This is a genomic window from Ferrovibrio sp. (genome assembly GCF_017994015.1).
GTDB lineage: Bacteria > Pseudomonadota > Alphaproteobacteria > Ferrovibrionales > Ferrovibrionaceae > Ferrovibrio.
Genome location: NZ_JAGOLP010000013.1, coordinates 1 through 25,421, shown reverse-complemented (window position 1 = coordinate 25,421; position 25,421 = coordinate 1). Strand labels below are relative to the sequence as shown.

General features: G+C 63.0%; 22 protein-coding genes. 15 read left to right on the top strand and 7 right to left on the bottom strand.

Annotated elements, in window-relative coordinates; translation table 11 throughout:
* The first annotated feature begins 1 nt into the window (after position 1).
* A complete protein-coding gene (locus KBB36_RS09125) occupies positions 2–712 on the top strand; it encodes an ABC transporter permease (protein WP_290979106.1) in 711 nt (236 codons plus the stop codon).
* 3 nt (positions 713–715) lie between these two features.
* Here the strand turns inward: KBB36_RS09125 and KBB36_RS09120 are convergent, their stop codons facing one another.
* Positions 716–1,000 (bottom strand): hydroxyisourate hydrolase, encoded by a 285-nt coding sequence (locus KBB36_RS09120; protein ID WP_290979103.1) that lies wholly within the window; start codon positions 998–1,000, stop codon positions 716–718.
* Between the two features lie 46 nt (positions 1,001–1,046).
* On the opposite strand from KBB36_RS09120, the gene KBB36_RS09115 reads away from it, so the two are divergent.
* The 7 genes from KBB36_RS09115 to KBB36_RS09085 all read left to right on the top strand — a co-directional run bounded on the left by KBB36_RS09115 (position 1,047) and on the right by KBB36_RS09085 (position 9,447).
* Entirely contained in the window at positions 1,047–2,267 is a 1,221-nt protein-coding gene (locus tag KBB36_RS09115; RefSeq protein WP_290979099.1) for an MFS transporter, read from the top strand.
* The gene (locus KBB36_RS09110; protein WP_290979096.1) at positions 2,264–3,637 is read left to right on the top strand and encodes an amidase; all 1,374 of its coding nucleotides are present in this window, start codon (positions 2,264–2,266) and stop codon (positions 3,635–3,637) included. Before KBB36_RS09115 ends, KBB36_RS09110 begins: the two co-directional genes overlap by 4 nt.
* Complete coding sequence (locus KBB36_RS09105; protein ID WP_290979094.1) at positions 3,634–4,395, top strand: aspartate/glutamate racemase family protein; 762 nt, start codon at positions 3,634–3,636, stop codon at positions 4,393–4,395. The genes KBB36_RS09110 and KBB36_RS09105 overlap by 4 nt, the downstream gene beginning before the upstream one ends.
* Positions 4,392–5,801: a dihydropyrimidinase gene (hydA, locus tag KBB36_RS09100; protein WP_290979091.1), complete on the top strand. Its 1,410-nt coding sequence runs from the start codon at positions 4,392–4,394 to the stop codon at positions 5,799–5,801. Before KBB36_RS09105 ends, hydA begins: the two co-directional genes overlap by 4 nt.
* Before the next feature lie 272 nt (positions 5,802–6,073).
* Positions 6,074–6,856, top strand: coding sequence for a sulfite exporter TauE/SafE family protein (locus tag KBB36_RS09095; RefSeq protein WP_290979085.1), 783 nt, complete (start codon positions 6,074–6,076; stop codon positions 6,854–6,856).
* Positions 6,857–6,970: 114 nt separating this feature from the next.
* Positions 6,971–8,353, top strand: coding sequence for a hypothetical protein (locus KBB36_RS09090; RefSeq protein ID WP_290979081.1), 1,383 nt, complete (start codon positions 6,971–6,973; stop codon positions 8,351–8,353).
* A gap of 44 nt (positions 8,354–8,397) precedes the next feature.
* The gene (locus KBB36_RS09085) at positions 8,398–9,447 is read left to right on the top strand and encodes a FecR family protein (protein WP_290979080.1); all 1,050 of its coding nucleotides are present in this window, start codon (positions 8,398–8,400) and stop codon (positions 9,445–9,447) included.
* Positions 9,448–9,449: 2 nt separating this feature from the next.
* Here the strand turns inward: KBB36_RS09085 and KBB36_RS09080 are convergent, their stop codons facing one another.
* Genes KBB36_RS09080 through KBB36_RS09070 form a run of 3 tightly spaced genes read right to left on the bottom strand, consistent with a single transcriptional unit; the run spans position 9,450 to position 14,022 of the window.
* On the bottom strand, positions 9,450–10,883 hold the full coding sequence (locus KBB36_RS09080; protein WP_290979078.1) for an efflux transporter outer membrane subunit: 1,434 nt from the start codon (positions 10,881–10,883) through the stop codon (positions 9,450–9,452).
* 2 nt (positions 10,884–10,885) lie between these two features.
* On the bottom strand, positions 10,886–12,880 hold the full coding sequence (locus tag KBB36_RS09075) for a MacB family efflux pump subunit (protein ID WP_290979076.1): 1,995 nt from the start codon (positions 12,878–12,880) through the stop codon (positions 10,886–10,888).
* Positions 12,877–14,022, bottom strand: coding sequence for an efflux RND transporter periplasmic adaptor subunit (locus tag KBB36_RS09070; RefSeq protein WP_290979074.1), 1,146 nt, complete (start codon positions 14,020–14,022; stop codon positions 12,877–12,879). Before KBB36_RS09070 ends, KBB36_RS09075 begins: the two co-directional genes overlap by 4 nt.
* A gap of 232 nt (positions 14,023–14,254) precedes the next feature.
* Here KBB36_RS09070 and KBB36_RS09065 point away from each other — a divergent pair, with 232 nt between their 5' ends.
* Both KBB36_RS09065 and KBB36_RS09060 read left to right on the top strand, forming a co-directional pair.
* Positions 14,255–16,291 (top strand): ATP-binding protein, encoded by a 2,037-nt coding sequence (locus KBB36_RS09065; protein WP_290979072.1) that lies wholly within the window; start codon positions 14,255–14,257, stop codon positions 16,289–16,291.
* A gap of 48 nt (positions 16,292–16,339) precedes the next feature.
* Positions 16,340–17,173: an IclR family transcriptional regulator gene (locus tag KBB36_RS09060; protein WP_290979070.1), complete on the top strand. Its 834-nt coding sequence runs from the start codon at positions 16,340–16,342 to the stop codon at positions 17,171–17,173.
* Between the two features lie 225 nt (positions 17,174–17,398).
* Here the strand turns inward: KBB36_RS09060 and KBB36_RS09055 are convergent, their stop codons facing one another.
* Together KBB36_RS09055 and KBB36_RS09050 are read right to left on the bottom strand one after the other, a co-directional pair.
* Positions 17,399–19,117 (bottom strand): FAD-dependent oxidoreductase, encoded by a 1,719-nt coding sequence (locus KBB36_RS09055; RefSeq protein WP_290979067.1) that lies wholly within the window; start codon positions 19,115–19,117, stop codon positions 17,399–17,401.
* A 29-nt stretch (positions 19,118–19,146) separates the two neighbouring features.
* Positions 19,147–19,932, bottom strand: a complete 786-nt coding sequence (locus KBB36_RS09050) for an SDR family oxidoreductase (RefSeq protein WP_290979064.1) — start codon at positions 19,930–19,932, stop codon at positions 19,147–19,149.
* A gap of 155 nt (positions 19,933–20,087) precedes the next feature.
* Here KBB36_RS09050 and KBB36_RS09045 point away from each other — a divergent pair, with 155 nt between their 5' ends.
* The 5 genes from KBB36_RS09045 (at position 20,088) to arfB (ending at position 24,602) form a co-directional block, all read left to right on the top strand.
* A complete protein-coding gene (locus KBB36_RS09045; RefSeq protein WP_290979061.1) occupies positions 20,088–21,143 on the top strand; it encodes a TRAP transporter substrate-binding protein in 1,056 nt (351 codons plus the stop codon).
* Positions 21,144–21,239: 96 nt separating this feature from the next.
* A complete protein-coding gene (locus tag KBB36_RS09040; RefSeq protein WP_290979057.1) occupies positions 21,240–21,797 on the top strand; it encodes a TRAP transporter small permease subunit in 558 nt (185 codons plus the stop codon).
* Between the two features lie 3 nt (positions 21,798–21,800).
* On the top strand, positions 21,801–23,147 hold the full coding sequence (locus tag KBB36_RS09035) for a TRAP transporter large permease subunit (protein ID WP_290979054.1): 1,347 nt from the start codon (positions 21,801–21,803) through the stop codon (positions 23,145–23,147).
* Positions 23,148–23,184: 37 nt separating this feature from the next.
* The gene (locus tag KBB36_RS09030) at positions 23,185–24,135 is read left to right on the top strand and encodes an MBL fold metallo-hydrolase (RefSeq protein ID WP_290979051.1); all 951 of its coding nucleotides are present in this window, start codon (positions 23,185–23,187) and stop codon (positions 24,133–24,135) included.
* A 44-nt stretch (positions 24,136–24,179) separates the two neighbouring features.
* Complete coding sequence (gene arfB, locus KBB36_RS09025; RefSeq protein WP_290979048.1) at positions 24,180–24,602, top strand: alternative ribosome rescue aminoacyl-tRNA hydrolase ArfB; 423 nt, start codon at positions 24,180–24,182, stop codon at positions 24,600–24,602.
* Here the strand turns inward: arfB and KBB36_RS09020 are convergent, their stop codons facing one another.
* Positions 24,603–25,340 (bottom strand): response regulator transcription factor, encoded by a 738-nt coding sequence (locus tag KBB36_RS09020; protein WP_290979045.1) that lies wholly within the window; start codon positions 25,338–25,340, stop codon positions 24,603–24,605.
* Positions 25,341–25,421: the final 81 nt, after the last annotated feature.

The following is a 25,421-nucleotide window of genomic DNA, read 5'->3' as shown; positions in this document are numbered from 1 at the left end:
TGTGCTGATCGTTTCCTTTACTGATGGCTATTCGCTGAAATTCCCGCCGCCTGGTTATTCTATTCGCTGGTACGTGGCGCTGGCTGATGCCTGGCAGATCCAGGATGCGGCCTGGAATAGCCTGCAGGCGGCTGTTCTCTCCACGCTGTTCTCGATACTGTTTACAGTGCCTGCCGCTTTCGCTGTGGCGCGATCGAAATCCGCTGCTGCGCGTCAACTCGAAAGCCTGTTCATGTCGCCGCTTGTGCTGCCGGCGCTGGCCTTCGGCCTTTCAGCCCTGATGTATTTCAGTCTGCTCGGCATTCCGCTGTCGCTCACCACCGTGGTGGTCGGTCATGTTGTTGTCTGCGCTCCCTACGTATTCCGCACCACTCTGGCCAGCCTTTCGCAGCTCGATCCGTCGCTGCTCGAATGCTCGGCCAGCCTGGGCGCCAGCCGGATCTATACCTATCGGCGCGTGATACTGCCGCTGATCAGTGGCGGCATCATGGCAGGCGGCTTCATCGCCTTCATGTCGTCTTTTGACAATGTGCCTGTCTCGCTGTTCCTGTCGGATGCGCGCAACGAGATGCTCCCGATCCGCATGTGGCAGACTATGGAAAACACATTGGATGTCCGCGTCGCGGCGGTGTCTGGCGTGCTGATCCTGTTCAGCCTGGCACTAATGCTATTGATGGAGCGCTTCGCCGGCTTGTCCCGCCGCATGCGCTGAGCCTCAACTGCCGCGGAACAGCGAAAAGCCCCAAGGGGTGAATTTAAAGGGGAGATGGAAATGCTGGCTCGCATCGTCGACCGTAAAACGGAAGGGCACGGTGCCGAGGAATTTGCTATCTCGATCCTGCCCGGCGAGCCATTCGCCGACATGAAACAGCACTTCGTATTGGCCGGCGATTACGCCCTCGCCATGCATACTGGCATGGTCGAAGGCGCCAGTGGCACCGAGCCGGCCTTCTGCCAGCTTTTGCGGTTGCGGCGCCAGGCGATGCAGTTCGACGCGCATGCCATCCGCTGGCCGCCCCGCTGCCACATCGACGGCATGAATCGAAATGCCGCCAGCCTTGTTAATGGACATCGTACCTCTCCCTATGTCTGTTGAACAGAATATCATGTCGCGTTGGCGCCGTCTTGGGTCGCCGCTGGCGGCGATGACCGCGCTGCAGGCCTGCGTTGCGCTTGCCGTTTTCGCCGTGCCGGTGCTGGCGCCACATCTCGGGGGCGGACTCTCGCCGGCGCTTCTTGGTCTATATGGCGTGATCGTCTTCGGGCTTGGCGCCGTCACCTCGCTGTTCGGTGGCTTGTTGTGCAACCGGATTGGTCCAATCCGGCTGGCCCAGGCCGTGCTCGGCTGCGTTATGTTGGCGATGCTGCTGCTGGCAGCGGGCCAGCCCATTGGCTTCCTGCTGGCGGCCATCCTGCTGGGATTGGCTTTTGGACCGGAAACACCGGCCAGTTCGGCTGTCCTGGCGCAGGCTGCGCAGCCACAGGAGCGCAGCCTGGTATTTTCACTGCGCCAGACCGGCAACCAGATCGGCGCTATGGCCGGCTCTTTGCTGTTGCCTGTACTGGCGGCCGGCGACTGGCGCCACGGCCCCTGGCTGGTAGCAAGTGCAGCGCTGCTGCTGGCCATTGCCTGCCAGCCTCTTGGGCGGCGTTTTGCGGCGACGCAGGCGCGCACGATGCGCTGGCAGGAAGGGTTGGCGCTTTTGCAGCAGAATGCTGGATTGGGAAGGCTGGCCGCAGCTTCGCTCGGCTATTCCGCAATGCAGATGAGCCTCAACACCTTCCTGATCAGCTTCCTCACGCTGGAACTGTCTCTCGACTTTGTCGCCGCCGGCATTTTACTGGCGGTCGCCCAGGGTGGTGGCCTGATCGGCCGCCTCAGCTGGGGATGGATGACGCGGTATCTCGGTGGTCCCGCGGCCGTGATTGCTGGGCTGGGCCTGGCAATGGCCATCTGTGCGATTCTGGTTGGCAGTGTCATGCCCTATTTGCATGGCAGCGGTCTGTTTGCGCTGGTTTTTCTCTTCGGGCTGACCGCCAGTGGCTGGAACGGTGTCTTTCTTGCCGAAGTGGCGCGGCATGCTCCACCCGATCAGGTCGCCGCCGCAACAGGTGCCGTGCTGCTGGCAAGTTATAGTGGGCTGGTTCTGGCGCCGCTCCTGGTCGGCCTGCTCGCTTCCGGCCTCGGCTATGGTGCGGCCTTCATATTCCTCGGCCTGCTCTGCCTCGTCGGCACCTGGCCCCTGCGCAAATTGGTGTGGCCATGACATCCTCGATCCTTCAGAGCGACGCTCGTTCGTCAGATCTCACCGCCATTGCCGAGCAGATGATCGCGCGCATCGCGCAACACAATCCGACGCTGAATGCCGTAATCCGCCATAACCCGGATGCAGTGCGCGCCGAGGCCGCAAGGCTGCAAGACGCGTATGCTGCGGGGCAGCCAATGCCGCTCTATGGGCATACTTTCACGGTGAAGGATAATCTCTGGGTTGCGGGCGAGAAGATCAGTCAGGGCTCATTACTGTTCCGCGATTTCATCGCACCTGAAGAGGCATGGGCGGTGGCGCGGCTACGGCAGGCTGGGGCGCTGTATCTCGGCATCACCAATTGTTCGGAATTTGCCTGCAAAGGCATGACTACAAATCTGCTGCACGGCCTGACACGACACCCGCAGGCGCCGGAGCTGACGCCAGGTGGATCGTCTGGCGGTGCCGCCGCTGCGTTGGGAGTTGGGATCGGCGATTTTGCCCTTGCTACCGATGCCGGCGGTTCTGCGCGCAGGCCGGCGGCTCATTGTGGATTGGTCGGCTTCAAACCCTCCGCCGGCGCCATCCCACTCGGCCCCGGCTTCAGTGAACCGGTTTTCGGCCATGGTGTAATCGCGCCGATGGCGCGTTGTATGACCGATCTGCGGTCGGCTTTCTCTGTTCTGGCGGCTTTCGATCCACGCGATCCGGCCAGTTGTTCGCTTCCACCAGCTTTTGCGGGCAATCCCATCCGCATCGCTTTCAGCCCCAGCCTCGGTCTCGATGTCGCAATCGATGACAGTGTACGCCATGGCGTGGAAAATGCTGTTGAGGCGCTGCGTGCGGCTGGAATGTCCATTGCCCAGGTATCGCCCGCCTGGCCGGACGGCCTCGGCGAAGCTGGGTTCATGCCGCTGCAATATGCCGGGCTCGCGGCGCTTTACGGCGCGCGCTATCATCAGAATCCGGAACTTTTCGATCCCGATATCGGGCGGCAAATCGAGGCCGGTCTGACTCTGCAGGGCCAGGATGTCGCAGCCGCGCTGCTGCTGCGCGAGACCGTGGCAAAGACTCTGGCGCGATTCTTCGGCGATTTTGATCTGCTGCTCTGCCCTACCGTCCCATGCACGGCCTGGCCAGCGACGCAACTTGGCCCGGCGCAGATCGGTGGCCGGCCAGCCGCGCCGCGCGACCATGCTGTTTTCACACCGATCTTCAATCAAGCCGGTGTGCCGGCGATTTCCGTTCCCTGCGGCCGCGATGCTGCCGGCCTGCCATTCGGGATGCAGATAATCGCTCGGCGTTTCGCCGACAATTTCCTGCTCGATTTCGCCGCCCGAGCGGAAACTATTTTCGCCGAATGCGGCCTGTGGACCGGAGCGACCGCATGACACGGATATTGCTGATCAACCCGAACACCTCGCAATCGGTGACTGATCGCATTGCCGCCGCGGCGCGGGCTGCGGCTGGAGCAGCGACGACGCTGAGCTTCGCTACGGCATCCTACGGTGTGCCTTATATCGCTACACGGGCAGAGGCCGTTATTGGTGGCCGCGTGGCGCTGGAAATGCTGGCCGAGCAGGTCGGGCAGTTCGACGCTGCGGTAATCGCCGCCTTCGGCGATCCCGGTCTTGGCGGTGCGCGCGAGTTGATGCCGGTGCCGGTGATTGGTCTGGCCGAAGCCGCGATGCTGACTGCCTGCATGCTGGGCCGGCGTTTCGCAATCGTGTCTTTCGCCACGGCACTCGGGCCGTGGTATCGCGAATGCGTGGAATATCACGGCCTGACCGGACGACTGGCTGGCATCAGCCTGCTGGATGGGCCGTTCAGCGATATCGGCGACGTGCAGGCGGAAAAAGAAGCCCTGTTGATCGATCTGGCGCAGCGCGCCATCAAGCAGGACGGTGCCGATGTCGTCATTCTCGCCGGGGCGCCGCTGGCCGGTCTGGCGCAGATCGTAGCCGACCGCATCCCGGTGCCGGTTGTCGACGGCGTGGCGGCGGCAGTGAAACAGGCCGAATTGCTGGCACAACTGAATCTGCGGAAAGCGACTGCCGGCAGCTTCCGCCGGCCCGATCCCAAGATGGTGACCGGCGTGACGCCGGCATTGGCAACCCTGATCAGCGGCAAGGATGTGGCATCGCCATGAGCGCCAATTTTGATCTTGTTATCCGCGATGCGCGCATCGCCACAGCAGCCGATACAATGGTTTGCGATCTCGGTATCCGAAACGGCGTGATTTCCGCACTTGGACAGGAGCTCGGCGCTGGTCAGCGCGAGATCAATGCGGCTGGCCGCCTGGTGCTGCCGGGTGGCATTGATGCCCATTGCCATCTCGATCAGCCAATGAGCGACGGCTCCGTGATGGCCGACGATTTCGCCTCCGGCACCCTGTCGGCGGCCTGCGGTGGCACCACGACGGTGATTCCCTTCGCCTGCCAGATGAAGGGCCAGTCGCTGCGTGCGGCGCTGATCGACTATCATGCGCGTGCCGAGGGCAAGGCGCTGATCGACTATGCCTTCCACCTGATCGTCAGCGATCCCACGGCTTCGGTGCTGGGGCAGGAACTGCCGGCCCTGATCGGCGAGGGTTATACGTCGTTCAAGATCTATATGACATACGACGATCTGAAGCTGAATGATCGTCAGATTCTTGAGACGCTGGACGTGGCACGCCGCGAAGGCGCCATGGCAATGATCCATGCCGAGAATACCGATGCCATCGCCTGGCTGACCGAACGGCTGGAACTGGCCGGCCGCATCGCGCCTAAGTATCACGCAGTGGCGCGACCACTGCTGGTCGAGCGAGAAGCGACCCATCGCGCTATCAGCTTTGCCGAACTGGTCGATGTGCCGATCCTGATCGTGCATGTTTCGGGCCGCGAGGCGGTTGAGCAGATTCGCTGGGCGCAGTCGCGCGGTCTGCGCATCCATGCCGAAACCTGCCCGCAATATCTCTTCCTCAGCGCCGAGAATCTCGACCGGCCGGGGCATGATGGCGCCATGTGCATCTGTTCGCCGCCGCCCCGCGACAAGGCAAACCAGGAGGTGATCTGGGCCGGCCTGCGCAACGGCACTTTTGATATTGTCTCTTCAGATCATGCGCCCTTTAAGCTGAACGGGCCGACCGGCAAGAAGGTGGCCGGCGAGGGTGCTTCATTCTCAAAAATTCCGAACGGCATTCCGGGCCTGGAGACCCGCATGGCATTGCTGCTGTCGGAAGGTGTGCTGAAGGGGCGTATCACGCTGCAACAATTCGTTGCGCTCACCGCCACCAATGCCGCGAAGCTATACGGGCTTTACCCGCGCAAAGGCTCCATTGCCATTGGTTCCGATGCCGATATTGTCATCTGGGATACCAGCACGAGCCGGACCATCAGCAACGCCATGCTGCACCACAATGTCGACTACACACCCTATGAAGGGATGGAGATATCGGCCTGGCCGGACACAGTGATCTCGCGAGGTGAAGTCATCGTGGATGACGGCAAGCCTGTCGGTCATACGGGCCGCGGCCAGTTTCTGACCTGCGCCCGGCCGCAATCTCGCGGCTGAAACAAGCGATACCTGTCTGCTCACTGATCGGCCGTCCAGAAGCAGAGCCATTTCTCCGCTTGTCGCAAACGGCAGGGCTTTTCTTGTCTTTTGCGTTGGATTTCTAAAGGAAATGAAGCCGATGCCGTATGCTCTGCACGCATGTCGATCCGCTAGGTGCTGGAGCGAGTGAGGGAAACCCCCGCCCATTTCGACCGGGATCGAAGCATTCTGTCAGGCTTTTCGGATAGGCTGCTGCCGTATTGTTTCCTCCTTCAGCCAGACCCGAGGCCATGACCGATCTGTTCAGCCTGTTGCCCGCCTATTCCGCGCCGGTTTTCCTGTTCATCGCCGCCGTGCTGGTGCTGGCGGGTTTTGTCAAAGGGGTGATCGGCCTCGGCCTGCCCACCATTTCGGTTGGGTTGCTGGGGCTGATCATGGCGCCGGTGCAGGCGGCGGCTTTGCTGCTGGTGGCCAATCTGGTCACCAATGCCTGGCAATTGCTGGCCGGGCCGGATCTGCGTGGCATTTTGCGCCGGTTATGGCCGATGCTGGCCGGCGTGGTGCTGGGCACATTTCTGGGCGCGGCATGGTTTCCGCTCGGTGCGTTTTCCTGGGCCACGGCGTTGCTCGGCCTGGCCCTGCTGGCCTATGCCGGGCTGGGCCTGGCGCAGCGTCAGTTGCCATTGCAGCCCGGGCAGGAGATATGGGCCGGGCCGCTGGTTGGTCTGGCCACCGGGCTGGTGACAATCCTCACCGGCGTGTTTGTGATTCCGGCGGTGCCGTATCTGCAAGCGTTGCGGCTGGAAAAGGATGATCTGGTGCAGGCGCTTGGCCTGTCCTTCCTGGTTTCCACCATCGCGCTGGGCCTGGCTTTGCTGGCCACCGGCGCCGGCGGTTATGGCGATGGCATGGCGGCGGCGGCATTGCTGGCCTTGCTGCCGGCTTTGGGCGGCATGCTGCTGGGCCAAGCCTTGCGCAGCCGCATCAGCGCCGCCAGTTTCCGGCGCTGGTTTTTTGGCGGGCTGTTGGCACTGGGCGGCTATCTACTAGCCAAATCATTGCTCCATGCGTGATGCAACCTACGGGTTGACGGGTCAAAATTAAGGCCATAGGGTCGGCATGCAGTGTTGTTGTGCCTGGCCGAGGAGCGGCCCGGTTTTGTGTCAAGCTAGGCTGGTGGGGATGAGATGGGCGATTTGCGCAAGTTTGCGGTGGTCTTGCTGGCCACCGGCATCGCTTCTCTCGCCAACCCTGCCACTGCCCAGGCGCAGCAGGCCGGCGCCAATCAGCCCGAATTGAATGATGCTTTCCGCCAGTTGCTGAGCCAGCCGGGCAATCTGCAAGCCCGCCAGAGCGTTGCCCGCAGCCAGGTGGAGCAGGGCAATTATGAGGGCGCCATTGCCACGCTGGAAGGCCAATTGCTCGATCCCAATGCCGAGCCGGCCTTGCGGGTTGAACTGGCTTCGCTTTATTACCGGCTCGAATCCTATCTGATGGCCGGGCTTTATCTGCGCCTGGCGCTGGCCGATCCGCGCCTGGATGCCGGCCTGCGTGCCTCGGCCACGGCCTTGCTGGAAGATATTCAGCGCCGTATCCAGCCCGGCCCCAAATTATCCGGCAGCCTGTCGCTAGGCCTGCGGGCGCAGAGCAACCCCACGGCCGCTTCTCAATCTGACACGCTGTTGCAGGCCGGCGCGGTGCAGACCGTGCCAGCCGGTTCACGCCCGGATAGCGATCTGGATGGCTTCGTGGCCGCCAATCTGCAACATGAATGGGATTTTCAGCGCCAGGATAGCGCCACCCTGGTCAGCACTGCCAATCTGTTTGCCAATCATTACAGCAGCGCGGCGGATTATGATCGCAACGGCAGCAAAACCGATCCGCGTGATCTGGTGGCGCTCAATCTCACCTCGGGCATCCGGTTTCAGCCTGATCCGGCCGGCCTGAAGCATCTGCTGCTGCGGCCGTATCTCGGGCTGACCGAATATCTGCTGGATGGCAACCAGTATCTGGTTGGCCTGGGCGGCGGTATGGATGCGGAATACCGCTTCAGCAACGGCGCCACGCTGGTCGGCGCCACCTATGATATTCGGCGCAATTTCTATGCCGAGCGCGCCGATGTGAGCAACGCCCAGGGCCAGAGCGGCTATGAGCGGCGGCTGCAATTGCGCGCCAAGCAGGAATTGGCGCCGCTGCAAAGCCTGGCCTTGCTGGCCAACCTGACCGACCGCGTCGCCGACCGTGATTTTTTCCAGTATCGCGGCGCCGATCTGCGCCTCACCTATACCATCGGCTATCGTAATCCGTTGCAGGCCGATACCGGCGCCAACTGGTTTTCCAGTCTCTATATCGGCGCCGCCTTGCGCGATTATGACGGCCCGGATGCCAGCGTCGCTCCGGGCGTGACGCGCGCAGACCGCGATTGGCGCATCGGCGCCACGCAGTTTGTCGGCCTGAACAAAAGCTGGGGCCTGCTATTCGGCCTTGAATATGCCGTGGTTGACTCGAACCTGCGCAATTACAGTTTCAACAACACGACCGGCATGATGAGTGCCGTCTATAATTTCTGATGCAGCGCCGCCTTTTTCAGAATTTCTCTGGGAGCAGACCAATCATGCGACCGACCCGGCCATCCAACCCGATCCGCAGCTTTTGCCTGTGCAGTGCCGCCGGCATGGCCTTGCTTGTCGCCGCTCAAGCCCCGGCCCAGGCACAGCAGGCCGGTGTGGTCTCTGCCGCCCGTAATGCCCCATTGGCGGCTGGCGCGCCGGTGCAGGTAGGCCAGCGCCTTGTCACCGGGCCGCAGGGCGGGCTGCATGTGCTGTTTCTCGATCAATCTGCTGTTTTGCTCGGTTCGAATAGCGCATTGACGGTGGATCGTTTCAGCCATGACGGCAAGGGCGGCGCCATTGCCATGACCCTGCATGCCGGCTCGGCGCGTGTGGTGGGCGGCAAGAACAGCAAGGTCCAACCAACGCTGATTACCACCAAACAAGGCCAGGTCGCCATCAGTGGCGGCGTCGCCAGTGTTGAGGCTGCGCAACAGGCAACCCACGCCACCATGCTGTTTGGTCAACAAATGCGGGTGACATCGACAAACGGGGAAACCCAGGACATCATGCGCCCAGGCTTCGGCACATCCATGCTTTCTGATGATGCTGCGCGCCAGCAGGCCGAGGCTATAGTAGCCGCTTCGTCTGGGTTTTCGGCTCTGTCAGATTCGACATCGTCGACGCAGAATCTGTTTGACCATTTCACAAACATTCTGAATGGCGGGGTCTCTCTGGCACCTGATCATTTTAGTAGCTTCCTCAACACCGTCGCCGATACGGGCAGCCTGAGAGCGCTCGGTGTTGATTCCGTGCGTTCACTCCAGTCACCACAGGCGCAGACCCTTCAGGGTTCGACGACAGGTGGCGCGACGACTGGCAGCGCGACGGGGGGCAGCACTACGGCGGGCAGTTCAACAACGGCCATGCAGAATACCGGCGCGACCACACCGCCGGTGCTGGCACAGGATCGCTTGTCGCTCACTGACAATACCGGTGTGATCACCCCGATCAATCCCACGGTCGGTATTGCCAGCCCGCTTAACAGCATCGTGCCGCAAGCCGTGGTGGTTCCGGTAACCATCATCGCCCCGCGCGAACCGGAGCCGATGTAAGGCTATTCCGTCCAGCCGCCGCCCAGCGCCTTGTAGAGATCAACCAAAGCGGTGTAGCGGCCCAGCAATGCCTGGGCCAGCGCGTCATTAGCCTGGAACACGGTGCGTTGCGCATCCAGCAGGTTGAGGAACGGCACAGTGCCGGCGCGGTAGCGCGCTTCCACGATGCGATAGGCTTCGCGCGCCTGGTCAAAGGCCTCGCGGGCATAGGTGTAGCGTTCGGCAGCATTGGCCGTGCTGGTCAATGCGTCCTCCACATCGCCAAAGGCGGTGATGGCGGCCTTGCCGTAGGTTTCGGCCAGTTCCTGATAACGCGCGCGGTTGAGGTCTTCCTGGCCTTCCAGCCGGCCGCCCTGGAATAGCGGCGCAGTCAGCGAAGCGGCCAGTGAATACAGCGCGCTTTGCGGCTGAAGCAATGTGTGCAGCGCGCTGCTTTGCAGCCCGGCGCCCATGGTCAGATCCAGGCTGGGCAGCCGTGCCGCCTGGGCCACGGCGATATCGCGGTTGGCGGCGCGCAGATCGGCCTCGGCCTTGCGGATATCCGGGCGCCGCGCCAGCAAAGCGGAAGGCAGGCCGGCTTTCACCGCCGGCAAGGCCAGCGCATCCAGCGATGTGGTGCTGATGGCAAAACCCTGCGGCGGCCGGCCAAGCAGCAAGGCGATAGCGGTCAGGGTCTCGCGCTCGGATTGGCGCAGGGCGGGAATCGTGGCGCGCTGGCTGGCGACGGAATTACGCTGCTGCGCCACTTCCAGTTCGGATGCCACGCCTAGCTGGCGCTGGCGTTCCAGCACCGCCAGCACATCCTCGGCATTCCGCAGCGTATCCTCAGCCAGCCGGATACGGTCGCGCACCGAGAGAAGCTGAAAATACGCCGTCGCGAGGTCGGCATGCAGGGTGAGGGCAACGGTTTCGCGGTCATAGCGGCTGGCGGCCAGGCGCTCCAGCGCGGCATCGCTGCCGGCGCGGTTGCCGCCGAACAGATCCACCTGATAGCCGGCAGTGAGGCCCAGATCAAAGCTGTTGCGCACCACGCGGCCGCTGCTGGCCGTGCGCGTGCTGCTGGTGCTGCTGCTTGAGGGCGACCAGCTGCGGCCGGCACCGCCATCGGCGCCCAATGTGGGCAGCAAGGCAGCGCCGGCAATCCTGGCCGAAGCCTCGGCCTGGCGGATCCGCGCCAGCGCGGCGGCCAGGTCGCGGTTATTACTTTCGGCCTGGCGCATCAGGCCATCCAGTTCGGCGCTGGCAAAGCCGCGCCACCAGCTGGTATCCGGCCATTCCGCCAAAGCCGTATTGCTGGCCGCATCCCAGGCGGCGGGCGCGGTGATGGCCGGCTTGCTGAACGGGTCGCCGATCTCGCAGCCGGCCAGGCCAACAAGCAGGCCGGCGCAGAGCATAACGCGCCGCAGATTGGGCGAGGGGGACAAACGCTGCTGCATGGTCATTCCGTGGCGAGGGCGACAACCGGGTCAAGGCCGGCGGCCTTGCGCGCCGGCAGGTAGCCGAAGGTGAGGCCAGTGAAAAAGGCGCAGCCGAAAGCCAGCAGCACCGGGCCGGCAGCATAGATCACCGGCTTGTCGAAGGCGGCATAAAGCGCGGTGGCGCCGAGGCCAAGCAGCACGCCCAACGCGCCGCCCAGGATGCAGATCACCAGGGCTTCGGTATTGAATTGCAACAGGATGTCCATACGCCGGGCGCCGGTGGCCATACGCACACCGATCTCGCGCGTGCGCTCGGTCACGCTTACCAGCATGATATTCATCACGCCGATGCCGCCCACCAGCAGCGAGATGATGGCGATGGAACCCAGCAGCAGGGTCAGGGTGTTCTGTGTCTCGGTGGCGGTCTGGATGATTGCCGCCATGTTGCGGATCTGAAAATCCTCGGCCTTGTGGCGTCCGATCAGGGTTTGCCGGATCAGTTCCTGGGTTTCATCAATGCGGGTCACATCCTTCACCTGCACGGTGATGGTGCGCACATAACGCTGGCCAAAGAGCCGCAGGATGCCGGTGGAAAGCGGCACCAGGATGGTGTCGTCCATGTCGGTGCCCATCGGCGAGGCGCCCTTGGCTTCCAGCACGCCGATCACCTGGAACGGGATGTTGTTGAGCAGCACATAACGCCCCAGTGCATCGCTGGCCGGCATGCCGGGATCAAACAGGGCTTTCAGGATGGTCTGGCCCAGCACCGCCACCGGCACGTAATTGCGCACATCCTCGTCGCTGAAAAACACACCTTCCGCCACCGGCCAGTCGCGTGCCTGGGCAAAGCCGGCGCCCACCGCATTGGCCTGGGTCAGATAGTCGTTATTGGCAAAGCGCGCCGTCACCTGGCCGCTATATTCGCCCACCGCCACAGTCACGTTGGCCAGGCCGTTCAGCGCTTCGGCATCGGCCGGCACCAGGGTGGCGGTAACGCCGCCGGATTGCCGCATATTGGGCGCGCCGGGGCGGATCAGCAAAAGATTCGTCCCCATCGCCGAGATGCGATCAAGCACCGATTGCCGGGCGCCGTCGCCGATTGCCAGCATCGCCACCACGGAAGCCACACCGATAATAATGCCAAGCAGGGTGAGCAGGGTGCGCAGCAGATTGCCGCGCAAAGCCTGCAAGGCCATGCGGCCGGCTTCCAGCAGATTGGCGCCGGCGGCGCGCGGCCTGGTGGCCGTGTGGCGTGGCGGGGCGGCGGCTTCCTGCGGCCCGGCGGCCTCAATCTGCTGGTCGGATACAATGTCGCCATCGCGGATTTCCACCACGCGGCGCGCCTGGCGCGCCACCTCGGCGTCGTGCGTGATCAGCAGGATGGTATGGCCGCGCTGGTTCAGGTCGCGCAGCAGCTTCATCACCTCGGCGCCGCTTTTGGAATCAAGCGCACCGGTCGGCTCGTCGGCCAGGATCACCGGGCCGCCATTCATCAGCGCCCGGGCAATCGAAACGCGCTGCTGCTGGCCGCCGGAAAGCTGTGTCGGCTTATGCTCCAGCCGCTCGCCCAGGCCCAGCATTTGCAGCAATTCCACCGCGCGCTGGTGGCGTGCTTCGCGGCCCAGGCCGGCATAGATCGCCGGCAATTCCACATTGGCGGCAGCACTGGAACCGGGCAGCAGGTTATATTGCTGGAAGATGAAGCCAAACGCCTCGCGGCGCAGCAGGGCGCGGCCATCGGCATCCAGTTCGGCCACTTCGCGGCCATCATAACGGTAGCTGCCGCTGGTTGGTCGGTCGAGCAGGCCGATCAGGTTCATCAGCGTTGATTTGCCCGAGCCGGAAGCGCCCATGATGGCAACAAATTCGCCGGGATGGATATCCAGCGAAATGCCATGCAGCACTTCCACGCTCAGGCTGCCGCGGCTGAAACTTTTGGTGATGTTGCGCAGTGAGATCAGCGGCTGGCTGGTGGCTGCCGTCTCAACGCGGCCGATCTGCGGCATCGCGGTCATAGCCGTGGGGTCCGCGCCCAGTTGCCGCCGGGTGCGCCGCCAGCGCGCGGCTGATCCAGCAGCAATTCGTCGCCGACTTTCAGGCCGCTGCGGATTTCCGCCGTGATGCGGTTATTGGCGCCGATTTCCACGTTACGCTCCACCGGCTGGCCGTTTTCCAGCACGCGGGCGCTATAGCGGTTGCGGCTGCCCGGCATCTGCTTCAGCGCCGCCATCGGCACCACCGGCACATTCTCGGCATGCGACACGATGAAGAATACCTGCGCGCTCATCTGCGGCAGCAGGTCATTCTGCGGGTTGCTCACATCGAACAGGGCCGAATACAGCACCACGTTATTCACCACCTGCGGCGTGGGCAGGATCTGGCGCAAGCTGCCGGTGCGGCGCCGGCCGGGCTGGCCCAGGGTGGTGAAATAGGCCGGCATGCCCAGTTTGAGGCGCGACACATCGGCTTCCGAAACCTGGGTCTGCACCGTCATCGTATCCAGGTCGGCGATGCGCAGGATGATCGGCGCCTGCTGATTGGCGTTCAGGGTCTGGCCCTGGCGTGCCGTGATGTCGATCACCGTGCCGGTCATCGGGGCATAGATCTTGGTGTAGCTCAGATTGGCAAGGTCGCCCTTCAGCGTCGATTCGGTCTGCTGCACCTGGGCATTCAGCGCCGCGATCTGCGCCGTGATGGCTTTGGCATTGGCTTCCGCGCTGTCAAAGGCATCCTCGCTGGTGGCGCGCTCGGCCAGCAGGCGGCGCTGGCGCTCATACTGCTTCTGCGCCAGGGCCTGCTGCACGGTCTTTTCGGCGATCTGCGCCTTCAGATTCATCAACTGCGCCTGGTCGGCGCTGACCCGCGCCTCATAAACCGTCGGGTCGATCTGGGCCAGCAATTGGCCCTTTTCCACCCTGGCGCCGATCTCCACCAGAATCTGCTTGAGCTGGCCGGAAACCTGGGTGCCCACATCAACGTAATTCAGCGGCTGCAAGGTGCCGACGGCGGAAACTGTGTCCTCCACCATGCCCAGCGCCACGGTCTGGCTGCGCGGCGCCACGATGCTGCGCGACTGGTTGGCGTAATACCACCAGGCGCCGCCACCAGCGGCAGCGGCAAGCAGGGCAAGAACAAGGAATTTGGCTGAGCGGGACATGATTTCACTGATTCCGGGGGCGGGTACTTGTAGCCTAACACGGGCCAGGATTGCGAATCCTTCGCAGGCCGGGCCACCTATTATCGCGGAAATCTTGTAACATTTCCCTTCAATCGATGTTTCCGTAACGGTAGCCGCGCCGGTTGTATTTCCGAATTTTTATGGCCGTCTTATCGATAAGTAATTGGCATTCGCAAAGTCATTCTGTTTAGTCTGTGTCATGAGCAATTCCGTGCCCATCGCTGAGCCGGTCGCCTTTGCGCTTGCGCAAATGGACACGCTCGGCGTTGCCGCCTGCTATATTGATGCCCAGGAGCGGCTACAGGGCTGGAATCAGCAATATCTCAAACTGTTTCCCGAGCATCTCGGCACCATCCATGCCGGCTGGGATTATCTGGAGAATCTGCGGCACTATTTTACGGTCAATCATGGCGCGACGATGACGCCGGCGCGACTCGACGACATGGTGACGGCCGCGGTGGCGCGGCATCGTGGCCAAACCGGGCCGCTGGATTTCCAGAAGCGTGACGGGCGCTGGCTGCGTTCAAGGGTGAACTGGCTGCCCGATGGTGGCGTGATCAAAAGCTGGGCCGATGTCACCGCTGAGGTGCTGCATACCGAGTCGGCGGTGGTGGAAGCCTTGTCCACCTTGCAGCAGGCCCTGCTGTGCTACGATCAGGATGGCCGGTTTTTCTTTGCCAATAACCGCGCTTCCAGCTTTTTCCCGCGTCTGATCGAACATTTCCATGCCGGCGCCGATTTTGCCGGCCATCTGCAACTGCTGGCCGGCGAGGCGGCGGATGAGGATGATCGGGCCGCCTTGCTGCAACTGGCGGCATTTTCCTGGCCGTCTGCCGGCGAGCCGGCGCCGGTGCTGGCCAAGCTGCGCGATGGCCGAGTGGTGCAGATTGAATTGATGCCGTCGCGCAATGGCGGTCTGACCAGCGTGTGGACCGACATGACCGAGGCGCATCGCCTGCTGGCCGAGCGCAGCCGGGCAGAGGCCGAGGCCACGGCAAAATCCGAATTCCTGGCGGTGATGAGCCATGAAATCCGCACGCCGCTGAACGGTGTGCTGGGTTCGATCAGCTTGTTGGATCGTGCCAGTATGACATCGGCCGACCGGGCTTTGCTGGATACCGCACGCGCCTCGGCCGAGCATCTGCTGCATCTGCTGAACGACATCCTGGATTTCTCCAAGCTGGAAGCCGGCCGGGTTGAACTGGACGACGCCAATTTTGAGCTTCGCCGGCTGCTTGAAGGCGTGGTCGATGCGGTGCGCAGTCGCGCCGAGGCCAAGGGCCTGTTCCTGGATTGTCGCCTGGCGCCAGAGCTGCCGGCCAGCCTGCGCGGCGACCCTGGCCGCCTGAGGCAGATCCTGTTCAATCTGCTCGGCAATGCGGTGAAATTCACCGAGGCCGGCTGGGTGCGGCTGGAAGCCGGCTTGGCTGTGGCCTGCGACGGCACGCCGCAACTGGAAATCAGCGTGGCCGATTCCGGCATCGGCATTTCCGAAGAAATCCGCCCGCTGCTGTTTCGCCATTTCACCCAGGCTGATCGCTCGATCACCCGGCGCTATGGCGGCACCGGCCTGGGCCTGGCGATCTGTGGCCAGCTGGTGGCGCTGATGCAGGGTGAAATCACCGTGGAGAGCATGCCGGGGCGCGGCAGTGTGTTCCGCCTGCGCCTGCCTTTGCGCCTGGGCCTGCCCAGCCTGATTGACCAGCCGGTGCAGCCGGGCCGCCCGGTGCTGGTGCCGCTGCCGGCACTGAGCCTGCTGGTGGCCGAGGATAATCCGACCAACCAGATGATCCTGGGCACCATGCTGCGCCAGCTGGGCCATCAGGTCAGCATCGCCAGCAACGGCATCGAAGCCTGTGCCATGCTGCGTCAGGGGCAATATGATCTGGTGCTGATGGACATGCAGATGCCGGAAATGGATGGCTTGGCCGCCACCCGCGTTATCCGCGCCATGCCGGAGCCTTGCGCCAAAGTGCCGATTGTTGCCGTTACCGCCAACGCGCTGGCCGGCGACCGCGAACGCTGCCTGGCAGCGGGCATGAACGGCTTTGTCACCAAGCCGATTGAAGTGGGCAGCCTGGTTGCGGCGATGCAGGCGGCATTGGATGAGGCCAGCACCGGCGGGGCAAATCTGCGCCAGCCGGCGTGGCCCGAAGCAGCGCCGGCCAAGCCAACCCTGGCACCGGCAGCAGCACAGGCGCTCGGCGCGCTGGCGCAGCGGCTCAAGCGCCAGGCCGCTTCGCCCTGATTCCACCAAGGCGTTGTGAGTCTACCGGCAATCACGCTAGATAAGCGCATGAGCCGGGCGCAAACAGACAATAACCCAGAGGATGCCGCCGCTATCGCGATGCCGGCGGTGGCCGGCCGTGGCGTGCAATCGGTGGAGATCGGCGGCCGGCTGTTGAACAGCCTGGTGCTGGCCAGCCAGCCGATGATGCTGCGCGATCTGGCTCAGGCGGCGGAACTGACGCCCGGTCAGGCACATGCCTATCTGGTCAGTTTCCGCAAGCTCGGCCTGGTGGAGCAGGATGCCGCCAGCGGGCGTTACCGGCTCGGGCCATTTGCTCTGCATCTGGGCCTGGCCCGCTTGCGCAACACTGATCCCTATCGCCTTGCCGCCACTGCCGTGGTTGATCTGGCTGAGCAGCTTGAACTGATGGTCACCATTACAGTTTGGGGCCATGCCGGCCCCACCATTGTGCTGGTGCAGGAATCCTCGAACCAGATTCACGCCAATGTGCGGCCCGGCGGCTTGTTCACAGTCAGCGGCACCGCCACCGGCAAGGTGTTTGCCGCCTATCTGCCGCGCAAGCTGGTGGAACCGGTGTTGGCCGCCGAACTGGCCACCTCGCGCAAGGGCTGGAGTGCCACCAGCGACATGGCGCCAGAGGAGTTGCTGGCCGAGTTCGAGCGCGTGCGCCGCGCCGGCTTATGCACCACGGTGGACAATCCGGTGCCTGGCGTCAGCGCTTTGGCGGCGCCGATCTTCGATCATACCGGCCGCATCATGCAGGTGATCACCGTGATCGGCCCCACCGCCAAGGTGGATGTCAGCCCGGAAGGCGGCCAGGCCCAGGCTTTGCTCGCCTTCACCCGCCGCCTCTCCGCCGAACTTGGCTATAGCGGCTGAGGCTGAGGTGATACCAAGTCAAAGTATGCGCGGAGCATCGGTTGCCCGCCCCCTCTCGTCATCGCCTGTCTTGACCCACGACTACCCGGTTCCTCCCCCTCTCGTCATGCCCGGGCTTGACCCGGGCATCTCATTTTCCAGGGAATTCAGACGTTTTCTTTGCAAAAAAACGGGATGCCCGGGTCAAGCCCGGGCATGACGAGTGAGGGATGGGAAATGCAGGCATCACTCCGCCATACCTGCGGCATGGCGGCCGGCGATATAGCCGAAGGTCATGGCCGGGCCGAGGGTGATGCCGCCGCCGGGATAATTGCCGCCCATGATGCTGGCCATGTCGTTGCCGGCGGCATACAGCCCCGGCACCGGCTGGCCCTGGCCATCCAGCACCTGGGCATGGGCATCGGTCTTGAGGCCGGCAAAACTGCCCAGATCGCCGATCACCACGCGCACGGCATACAGCGCGCCGCGTGAAACCGGCGCGATGCAGGGATTGGGCGTCACGCTCGGATCACCCAGATAGCGGTTATAGGCGGTGCTGCCCTTGCCAAAGGCGGGGTCTTCGCCCTTGGCGGCATGTTTGTTGTAGTCAGCCAGCGTGGCGGCAAAATTATCCGCATCGAAGCCGCAGGCGGCGGCCAGTTCGGCCGGGGTTTGGCCGCGCTTGAGATAGCCATTCGCCAGTTGATGCGCCAGCGGCACCGGGAAGGGCTTCACATGGCCCAGGCCATAGCGCCGCAAGGTGACATGATCGGCGATCAGCCAGGCTTCCACTTCGCCTTCCGGGCCACGCGGCAGATCCTTGCTGGCTTTCACCAAAGCCTGGCAGAAATCGTGATAGGAATTGCCTTCATTGACAAAGCGCTTGCCATCGCGCGCCACGGCGATCACGCCGGGTTTGCCGCGATCGATGAAATGCGGGAAGGTGCCAAAGCTGCCGTCGCCATTCGGCACCCGCGAGATCGGCACCCAGGCGGCGGCATTGGGCAATTCGTCGGCGGTCTGCGCGCCCAAGGGCCGCGCCAGCTTGATGCCGTCGCCGGTATTGCCGGGCGGCGTGGGCGTGTAATGCTCGCGGCCGGTTGGGGCATGCGGATAAAGCTGCCGGCGCCGTTCGGCATCATGCGGGAAACCGCCGGTGGCCAGCACCACGCCCTTGCGGGCCAGCACCGTCACATCGCCATCCTTGGTGCCGATCACAGCGCCGGTGACCCGGCCGGCTTCGCTGAGCAACTGCTTCGCCGGCGCTTCAAGCCAGAGCGGAATGCCCAGGTCGGCGGCTGATTTCGCCAGCCTGCCGGCCAGCGCATTGCCATTGGTCAGCCGCATGGCGCGGCCATGGGTGAGCAGGTCGCGGCCATATTTCACCAGAAGCTTCGCCACATAGGCGGCGGAAACCACCGAGCGTGTCACGTTGAAGAAATGCAGCAATTCCTTGCCCGAGCCGATCATCATGCCGACAAAGGTGATCTCCTTCAGCGGCGGCCGCAAAGTCTTGATCTGCGCGCCCAGTTCGCGCCCATCCATCGGCTCGGCACAGATCGAGCGGCCGCCCGCGATGGCGCCCGGCGCATTCGGGTGGTAATCGGAGAATTGCGGCCCGAGCACAAATTTCACCGCCGTTTTGCTCTCGAAAAAATCCACCATGGCCGGGCCGTTATCCAGGAAGGCATCCACCCGGGCGGCATCAAAATGATTGCCGGCCTCGTGTTGCAGATAGGTGCGGCCGGCCTCGCGGCTATCCTGCATGCCTTCGCGTTTGGCCAGCGGGTTGTTCGGAATCCACAGCCAGCCGCCGGAACGCGCCGTGGTGCCGCCATAGAGCGCTTCCTTTTCCACCACCAGCACATCCAGGCCATGCAGCCGGGCGGTAATGGCGGCAGCCATGCCGCCGGCACCGGAGCCAACCACCAGCAGGTCGCAGGAATGGGTCTTGTTCGCGCTCATCTTGGGCCTCGTCTGCAATACGGAAAAAATCAGGCGGCGAGATAGCCGCCATCCACCGGCAGCATCGTGCCGGTGACATAGCTGGATAGGCGGGAAACCAGGAACAGCACCGGGCCGACCAGTTCATCGGGCTGGCCCACACGGCCCATCGGCGTGTGCTGCATGAAGCGGCTGATGGCGGCCTCGTCGCTGCGGGTTGCCTCGGTCATCGGTGTGGCGATAACGCCGGGCGCAATGGCGTTGACCCGGATGCCGTCGGCCGCCAGCTCAATCGCCAGCGCCTTGGTGAATTGCCGGATGGCGCCTTTTGAGGCGCTGTAGGCGCTGTTACGCGGCGCCGAGACAAACGACATGATCGAGCCAAGATTGACCACGCGGCCGCGCGTCTGGCGTAATTGCGGCAGGGCGGCGCGCAGCATGTTTTTGCTGCCGGTCAGGTTGACGCGCAGCGTATCGTCCCAATCGGCATCATAGCTCGCCGCGTCCAGTGTCACACGACGGATGATGCCGGCATTGTTCACCAGGATCGAGGCCGGGCCGAGCGCAGCCGTGCTGGCGGCCACAAAGGCTGCGCATTGTCCGATGTCGCTTACATCCAGGCCGGCGGCAAAAGCCTGGCCACCCTGGCCGCGGATTTCCTCGGCCACGGCAGCGGCACCAGCCGCATTCACATCGCCCAGAGCCACCGCTGCACCCGCGGCAGCCAGGCCCAGCGCGATGGCGCGGCCATTGCCCTGCGCGGCGCCGGTGATGATCGCCACATCGCCTTTCAGCAAGTCAGTGCCGGCCAGCAGGCCGGAGGTTGTTTCGTTCATTGCTGTTCCCGCCCTTGTGTTCTGTCGAACTCACATTAGGTGAATTCGTGTATTGCGAACCGTTTCGTTATTACATATATTAGCCGCAGCCCAGATTGCAAATGGTCTTTTCAAAGTCCATTGCGGCGCGGGTGGGAAACCTTTGGGAGGAAACCATGCGGAAGCATATTCTCGCTGCGGCCACGGCCGCGGTGTTCGGCGCGTTGAGCACGTTGGCGCCTGCCGCCACGGCGCAGACCAAGTCCATCGATTTGCAGAGTGTGTTTGGCCTGCAAACCCCGTCCATCGGCCAGAGCCCGGTCAAATGGGCCGAGCGCGTGGCGCTGATGACCAACGATCAGATCAAGATCAAGGTGCATGGTGCCGGCGAATTCGTGCCGCCTTTTGAAGTGTTCGGCGCGGTCAGCAATGGCTCGATCGCCATGGGTTTTGACTGGGTGGGCTATTGGGCCGGCAAGATTCCGGTCGCCAACCTGGTCGGCTCGATGCCGTTCGGCCCCAACCCGGAATTGTTCCTGGGCTGGATGTTCCAGGGCGGCGGTCTGGAGATCATCCAGAAGGCCTATGATCCGCATAATGTGAAGGTGATCCCCTGCCATCTCGTGGTGCCGGAAGCTGGTGGCTGGTTCAACAAGGAAATCAAGACGGTCGCCGATATCAAGGGCCTCAACATGCGCATCGCCGGCCTGGGTGCCAAGGCGATGGCCAAGCTGGGCGCCAATGTGCAGCTGGTGCCGGCGGGCGAAATCTTCGTCTCGCTGGAGCGTGGTCGTATCGAGGCGGCGGAATTCTCCGCGCCGCAGCTTGATCTCGGCCTCGGCTTGCAGAAGATCGCCAAGCATTACTACTTCCCGGGCTGGCACCAGCCGGCAAGCTGGGACACGATCATCATCAACATGAATGTGTGGAAGGGTTTCACCCCGAAGCAGCAGCAGATCATGGTGGAAGCCTGCAACGCCAACATCACCTTCAATCTGTATGACCAGATCAACGCCCAGATCGACGCCATCGAAAAGATCGAGGCGGCGGGCGTGAAGGTGCAGCGTTTCCCCGATGAAGTGCTGGCTGCCTTGCAGAAGGCTTCCACTGAAGTGATGGAAGAGGAAGCCACCAAGGACGCGCTGTTCAAGGAAGCTTATGCCTCGCTGACCGCCTACACCAAGCGGGTCGGCCGCTGGGGCGACCTGCAATTGCTGCCGCGTAACAAGTAATCTGGCTTGCCGCCGGTGCCGGGGCTTCCCTGGCATCGGCGGATTCCCTGATCCGATTATGCCAGGCCCGATATAGGCTGGCGCCGGGAGGCCCGCATGATCCAGTTCCTACGTTCCATTGAAGCCGCCTGCGCCTGGTTTGGCCGCGCCGTTGGCTGGTTCAATCTGGTGCTGATCTTCGCCGTCTGCATTGCTGTGGTGATGGTGCAGTTGCGCATGAATGTGCTGGTGGAATGGCCGGTCACACTGCCCTTGCTTGGGCCCCGCATGACCATGAATGGCATGATCGATCTGCAATGGCATCTGTTCGCCGCCATCACCATGCTGGGCGGCGTCTATGCCATGCACACTGATAGCCATGTCTGCGTTGATTTCCTCGCCGCACGTTTTTCGCCGCGCACCAAGCTGTGGGTTCGGCTGTTTGGCGATGTGGTGCTGCTCACCCCGTTTTGCGCCATCATGACCTTCTATGCCTGGCGTTTCGCCATGTCTGCCTTCACCAGCAATGAAGGCTCCAGCTATGGCGGCCTGATGGATACCTGGATCATCAAAGGCGTGATGCCGCTCGGTTTCGGCCTGCTGACGATATTTGGTGTGGCGCGCAGCCTGCGGGCGATTGTTGAACTGGCCCAGGGCCGCCAGGCGGAGGCGTAAGTGATGGAATATTTCTGGCCCTTGCTGATGGTTGTCGCCCTGCTGGGCGGCATCTTTGTTGGTTATCCGGTTGCCTTTGTACTGGCCGGCATTGGCGTGATCTTCACCTTCCTGGCCGATGTGCCGATCCTGTTCCTGTCCACCGGCGTGTCGCGCACCTTTTCCGGTATTCTGAGCAACTGGCTGCTGATCGCCGTGCCGCTCTTTGTGTTCATGGGCCTGATGCTGGAAAAATCCGGCGTGGCGCAGCGCCTGCTGCGTTCGCTGGCCGGTATCCTAGGCCCGGTGCCGGGCGGCTATGCCTTCGCCGTGGCGGTGATCGGCATCGTGATGGCGGCTTCCACCGGCATCATCGGCGCCAGTGTGGTGCTGATGGGCATGCTGGCTTTGCCGGCGATGCAGGAAAGCCGCTACGATCCGCAGCTTTCCACCGGCGTTATTGCCGCTACCGGCACGCTTGGCATCCTGATCCCGCCCAGCATCATGCTGGTGGTGCTTGGCGATACCATGCGCATCTCGGTGGGCGATCTGTTTGCCGGCGCGCTGATCCCGGGCCTGATGCTGGGCGGCCTCTATATCGTCTATCTGGTTTTTGTTGCCATCTTCCAGCCCCAGCGCATGCCGCCGCTGCCGCGTTCGGCGCGCGTCAGTATTCGTGAGGCGGCCTGGAACCTGGCGCGTGACCTGCTGGCGCCAATGGTATTGATCCTGCTGGTGCTGGGTTCGATCATCGCCGGTATCGCCACGCCCACCGAAGCGGCAGCGCTGGGTGCGCTTGGTGCGCTGGTGCTGGCGCTGCTGTCGCGCGAACTCAGCTTCAAGCAGTTCCTCGGCGTGCTGAATGAAACCACCAAGACCACAGCGATGATCATGTTTGTGATGATCGGCGCCACGGTGTTCAGCGTCATCTTCCGCAAGCTTGGCGGCGATACCATGATCGCCGATGCGCTCGGCATCGACGAGGCCGGGGTCAATCCCTATTGGGTGATGTTCATCATCATGGCCTTCATCTTTGTGCTGGGCATGTTCCTGGACTGGGTGGAGATCACTTTCATCGTCATGCCGATTGTGGCGCCGATCATTGCCGGCCTGGATTTTGGTCTGCCCAAGGAACAGGTGTTGCTGTGGTTCGCCATCCTGTTCGCGGTCAATCTGCAAACCTCGTTCCTGACGCCGCCATTCGGCTATGCGCTGTTTTACATCCGCGGCATCGCGCCGCCGGAAATCAGCATCAACATGATCTACAAGGGCATCATCCCGTTTGTGCTGATCCAGCTTGTGGCCCTGGTGCTGTGCATCTTCTTCCCCGAACTGGTGCTCTGGCTGCCGGAAAACCTGCTCGGTAAATAACCCGTCCCGTTACACCCAATCCTCAAGGAGACCAGCCATGGCCAAGGGCTTCGCTTCCACCAACGACACCGAAGACAAGGTGGTGTCCTTCACCCAGATGGGCGAGGGGCTGTATGCCTTCACCGCCCAGGGTGATCCGAATACCGGCGTGATCGTGGGCGATGATGGCGTGATGGTGATCGACACGCAGGCGACGCCGAAGATGGCCGGCAGCGTGATCGAGCATATCCGCCGCGTCACCGACAAGCCGATCAAGTATGTGGTGCTGTCACATTACCATGCCGTGCGCGTGCTGGGCGCCCAGGCCTATGGCGCCGAGCAGGTGATTGCGTCCGATGCCACCCGCAGCCTGATCGTGGAACGCGGCAAGGAAGACTGGGATTCGGAATTCGGCCGCTTCCCGCGTCTGTTCCGCGCCGCCGAAACCATCCCCGGCCTGACCTGGCCCAGCATGACCTTTCCGCGCAAGATGAGCGTTTATCTCGGCAAGCGCCGGGTTGACCTGATGCATCTTGGCCGCGGCCACACCGCCGGCGATATCGTTGCCTGGGTGCCGGATGCCGGCGTGATGTTCTCGGGCGATCTGGTGGAATACCATTCCGCCTGCTATTGCGGCGATGCGCATTTCAAGGATTGGCCGAAGACCCTGGATGCAATCGGGGAATTCAACGCCCGCGCCATCGTGCCCGGCCGTGGTGATGCCCTGGTGCATGCCGATCAGGTGCGTGACGGCCTGGCACTGACCCGCGATTTCCTCACCACGCTGTATGGTTCGGTATCGGAAAGTGCCGCCAAGGGTCTCAGCCTGAAGGATGCCTTTGATCGCGCCAACGCCGCCATGGCGCCGCGCTTTGGCAATTTCGCCATCTTCGATCATTGCCAGCCGTTCAACGTCGCTCGGGCCTATGACGAGGCCAGCGGCCTGGATCATCCGCGTATCTGGACCGCCGAGCGCGATCTCGACATGTGGTCGAAGCTGCAAGGCTAAGAATTTCGCTGACAGGGCGCCGGGATCGTGGCAGATAATGCGCCATGATTCCGGTAACCCGCTCCATCTCCCTGCAGGATGACGAGATTCAGTTGAGCTTCATCCGTGCTTCCGGGCCGGGTGGGCAGAATGTCAACAAAGTCTCCACCGCCGTGCAACTGCGCTTCGACGTGGCAGGCTCGCCCTCGCTGCCGGAGGAAGTGCGCCTGCGGTTGAAGGCGCTGGCCGGCCAGCGCCTGACCAATGACGGCGTTCTGGTGATCACCGCCCAGGCTTATCGCAGCCAGGAGCGTAACAAGGCCGAGGCCATCGAGCGGCTGTGTGAACTGATTCGCGAAGCCAGCCACAAACCCAAGCCGCGCCGCGCCACCAAGCCCACCAAGGGTTCGCAGCAGCGCCGCATGGACAGCAAGGTCAAGCGCGGCAACGTCAAGTCGCTGCGCCAGGGCAAACCCAGCTTCGATTAGTTACCGCACCAACTGGCCCTGATCGGCTGTGAGCAGGCGGTAGCCGACGCCGAGTTCGGTGGCGATGTAGCGCGGCCGGGTCGGGTCCGGCTCGATCTTCTGGCGCAGCTTGCGCATGAAGATACGCAGGTAATGCACGTCCTCGGCATGGGCGGCGCCCCAGACATGGCGCAGAAGCTGGTCATGCGTCAGCACCTTGCCGGCATGCAGGGCGAGCTGGCTCAGCAGCTTGTATTCCTTGGGCGACAGCCGCACCGGCTCGCCGCGCATGGAAACCACACGATGCGCCATGTCGATGGCCAGTTCGCCAACATTGAATACCGGCTCGCCGGCCACCGCATCGGCCTTGCGCCGCCGCATCAGCGCCTTCACCCGGGCAACAAATTCCGCCATGCCGAACGGCTTCACAACGTAATCATCGGCGCCGAGTTCAAAGGCGCGCACCTTCTCCACCTCGCGGTTGCGCACCGACAGAATGAAAACCGGCACGGCGCTCCATTCGCGCAGGCGGTTCAGCACATCCAGGCCGTCCATATCGCCAAGCTGCAAATCCAGCACCACCAGGTCGGGTGGTGCTGCGGCGGCCTGGCGCAAACCATCCTGGCCCGATTCGGCCTCGGCCACCTCGTAGCCATGCACCGACAGGCCGGTGCGCAGGAAACGCCGGATCGGTGCCTCGTCGTCGATCACCAGGATTTTCTGTACGCCATTATTCTGGCTGGTCTGGGTATTCATCATGCCTCCATCGCCGGCTCGGCCGGCGGCACTGGTAGTGAAATACGGAAAATGCTGCCCTGGCCAGGCCCGGGGCTTTCGGCC

Bases quoted from the DNA above. Each gene is read 5' to 3' on its own strand.
- KBB36_RS09050 (WP_290979064.1), bottom strand. From the start codon at position 19,932: ATGAACGAAACAACCTCCGGCCTGCTGGCCGGCACTGACTTGCTGAAA.
- KBB36_RS09105 (WP_290979094.1), top strand. From the start codon at position 3,634: ATGACACGGATATTGCTGATCAACCCGAACACCTCGCAATCGGTGACT.
- KBB36_RS09095 (WP_290979085.1), top strand. From the start codon at position 6,074: ATGACCGATCTGTTCAGCCTGTTGCCCGCCTATTCCGCGCCGGTTTTC.
- KBB36_RS09090 (WP_290979081.1), top strand. From the start codon at position 6,971: ATGGGCGATTTGCGCAAGTTTGCGGTGGTCTTGCTGGCCACCGGCATC.
- KBB36_RS09045 (WP_290979061.1), top strand. From the start codon at position 20,088: ATGCGGAAGCATATTCTCGCTGCGGCCACGGCCGCGGTGTTCGGCGCG.
- KBB36_RS09040 (WP_290979057.1), top strand. From the start codon at position 21,240: ATGATCCAGTTCCTACGTTCCATTGAAGCCGCCTGCGCCTGGTTTGGC.
- KBB36_RS09075 (WP_290979076.1), bottom strand. From the start codon at position 12,880: ATGACCGCGATGCCGCAGATCGGCCGCGTTGAGACGGCAGCCACCAGC.
- KBB36_RS09110 (WP_290979096.1), top strand. From the start codon at position 2,264: ATGACATCCTCGATCCTTCAGAGCGACGCTCGTTCGTCAGATCTCACC.
- KBB36_RS09060 (WP_290979070.1), top strand. From the start codon at position 16,340: ATGAGCCGGGCGCAAACAGACAATAACCCAGAGGATGCCGCCGCTATC.
- KBB36_RS09080 (WP_290979078.1), bottom strand. From the start codon at position 10,883: ATGCAGCAGCGTTTGTCCCCCTCGCCCAATCTGCGGCGCGTTATGCTC.
- KBB36_RS09070 (WP_290979074.1), bottom strand. From the start codon at position 14,022: ATGTCCCGCTCAGCCAAATTCCTTGTTCTTGCCCTGCTTGCCGCTGCC.
- hydA (WP_290979091.1), top strand. From the start codon at position 4,392: ATGAGCGCCAATTTTGATCTTGTTATCCGCGATGCGCGCATCGCCACA.
- KBB36_RS09030 (WP_290979051.1), top strand. From the start codon at position 23,185: ATGGCCAAGGGCTTCGCTTCCACCAACGACACCGAAGACAAGGTGGTG.
- KBB36_RS09035 (WP_290979054.1), top strand. From the start codon at position 21,801: ATGGAATATTTCTGGCCCTTGCTGATGGTTGTCGCCCTGCTGGGCGGC.
- arfB (WP_290979048.1), top strand. From the start codon at position 24,180: ATGATTCCGGTAACCCGCTCCATCTCCCTGCAGGATGACGAGATTCAG.
- KBB36_RS09085 (WP_290979080.1), top strand. From the start codon at position 8,398: ATGCGACCGACCCGGCCATCCAACCCGATCCGCAGCTTTTGCCTGTGC.
- KBB36_RS09020 (WP_290979045.1), bottom strand. From the start codon at position 25,340: ATGATGAATACCCAGACCAGCCAGAATAATGGCGTACAGAAAATCCTG.
- KBB36_RS09115 (WP_290979099.1), top strand. From the start codon at position 1,047: ATGCCGCCAGCCTTGTTAATGGACATCGTACCTCTCCCTATGTCTGTT.
- KBB36_RS09055 (WP_290979067.1), bottom strand. From the start codon at position 19,117: ATGAGCGCGAACAAGACCCATTCCTGCGACCTGCTGGTGGTTGGCTCC.
- KBB36_RS09120 (WP_290979103.1), bottom strand. From the start codon at position 1,000: ATGCGCGTCGAACTGCATCGCCTGGCGCCGCAACCGCAAAAGCTGGCA.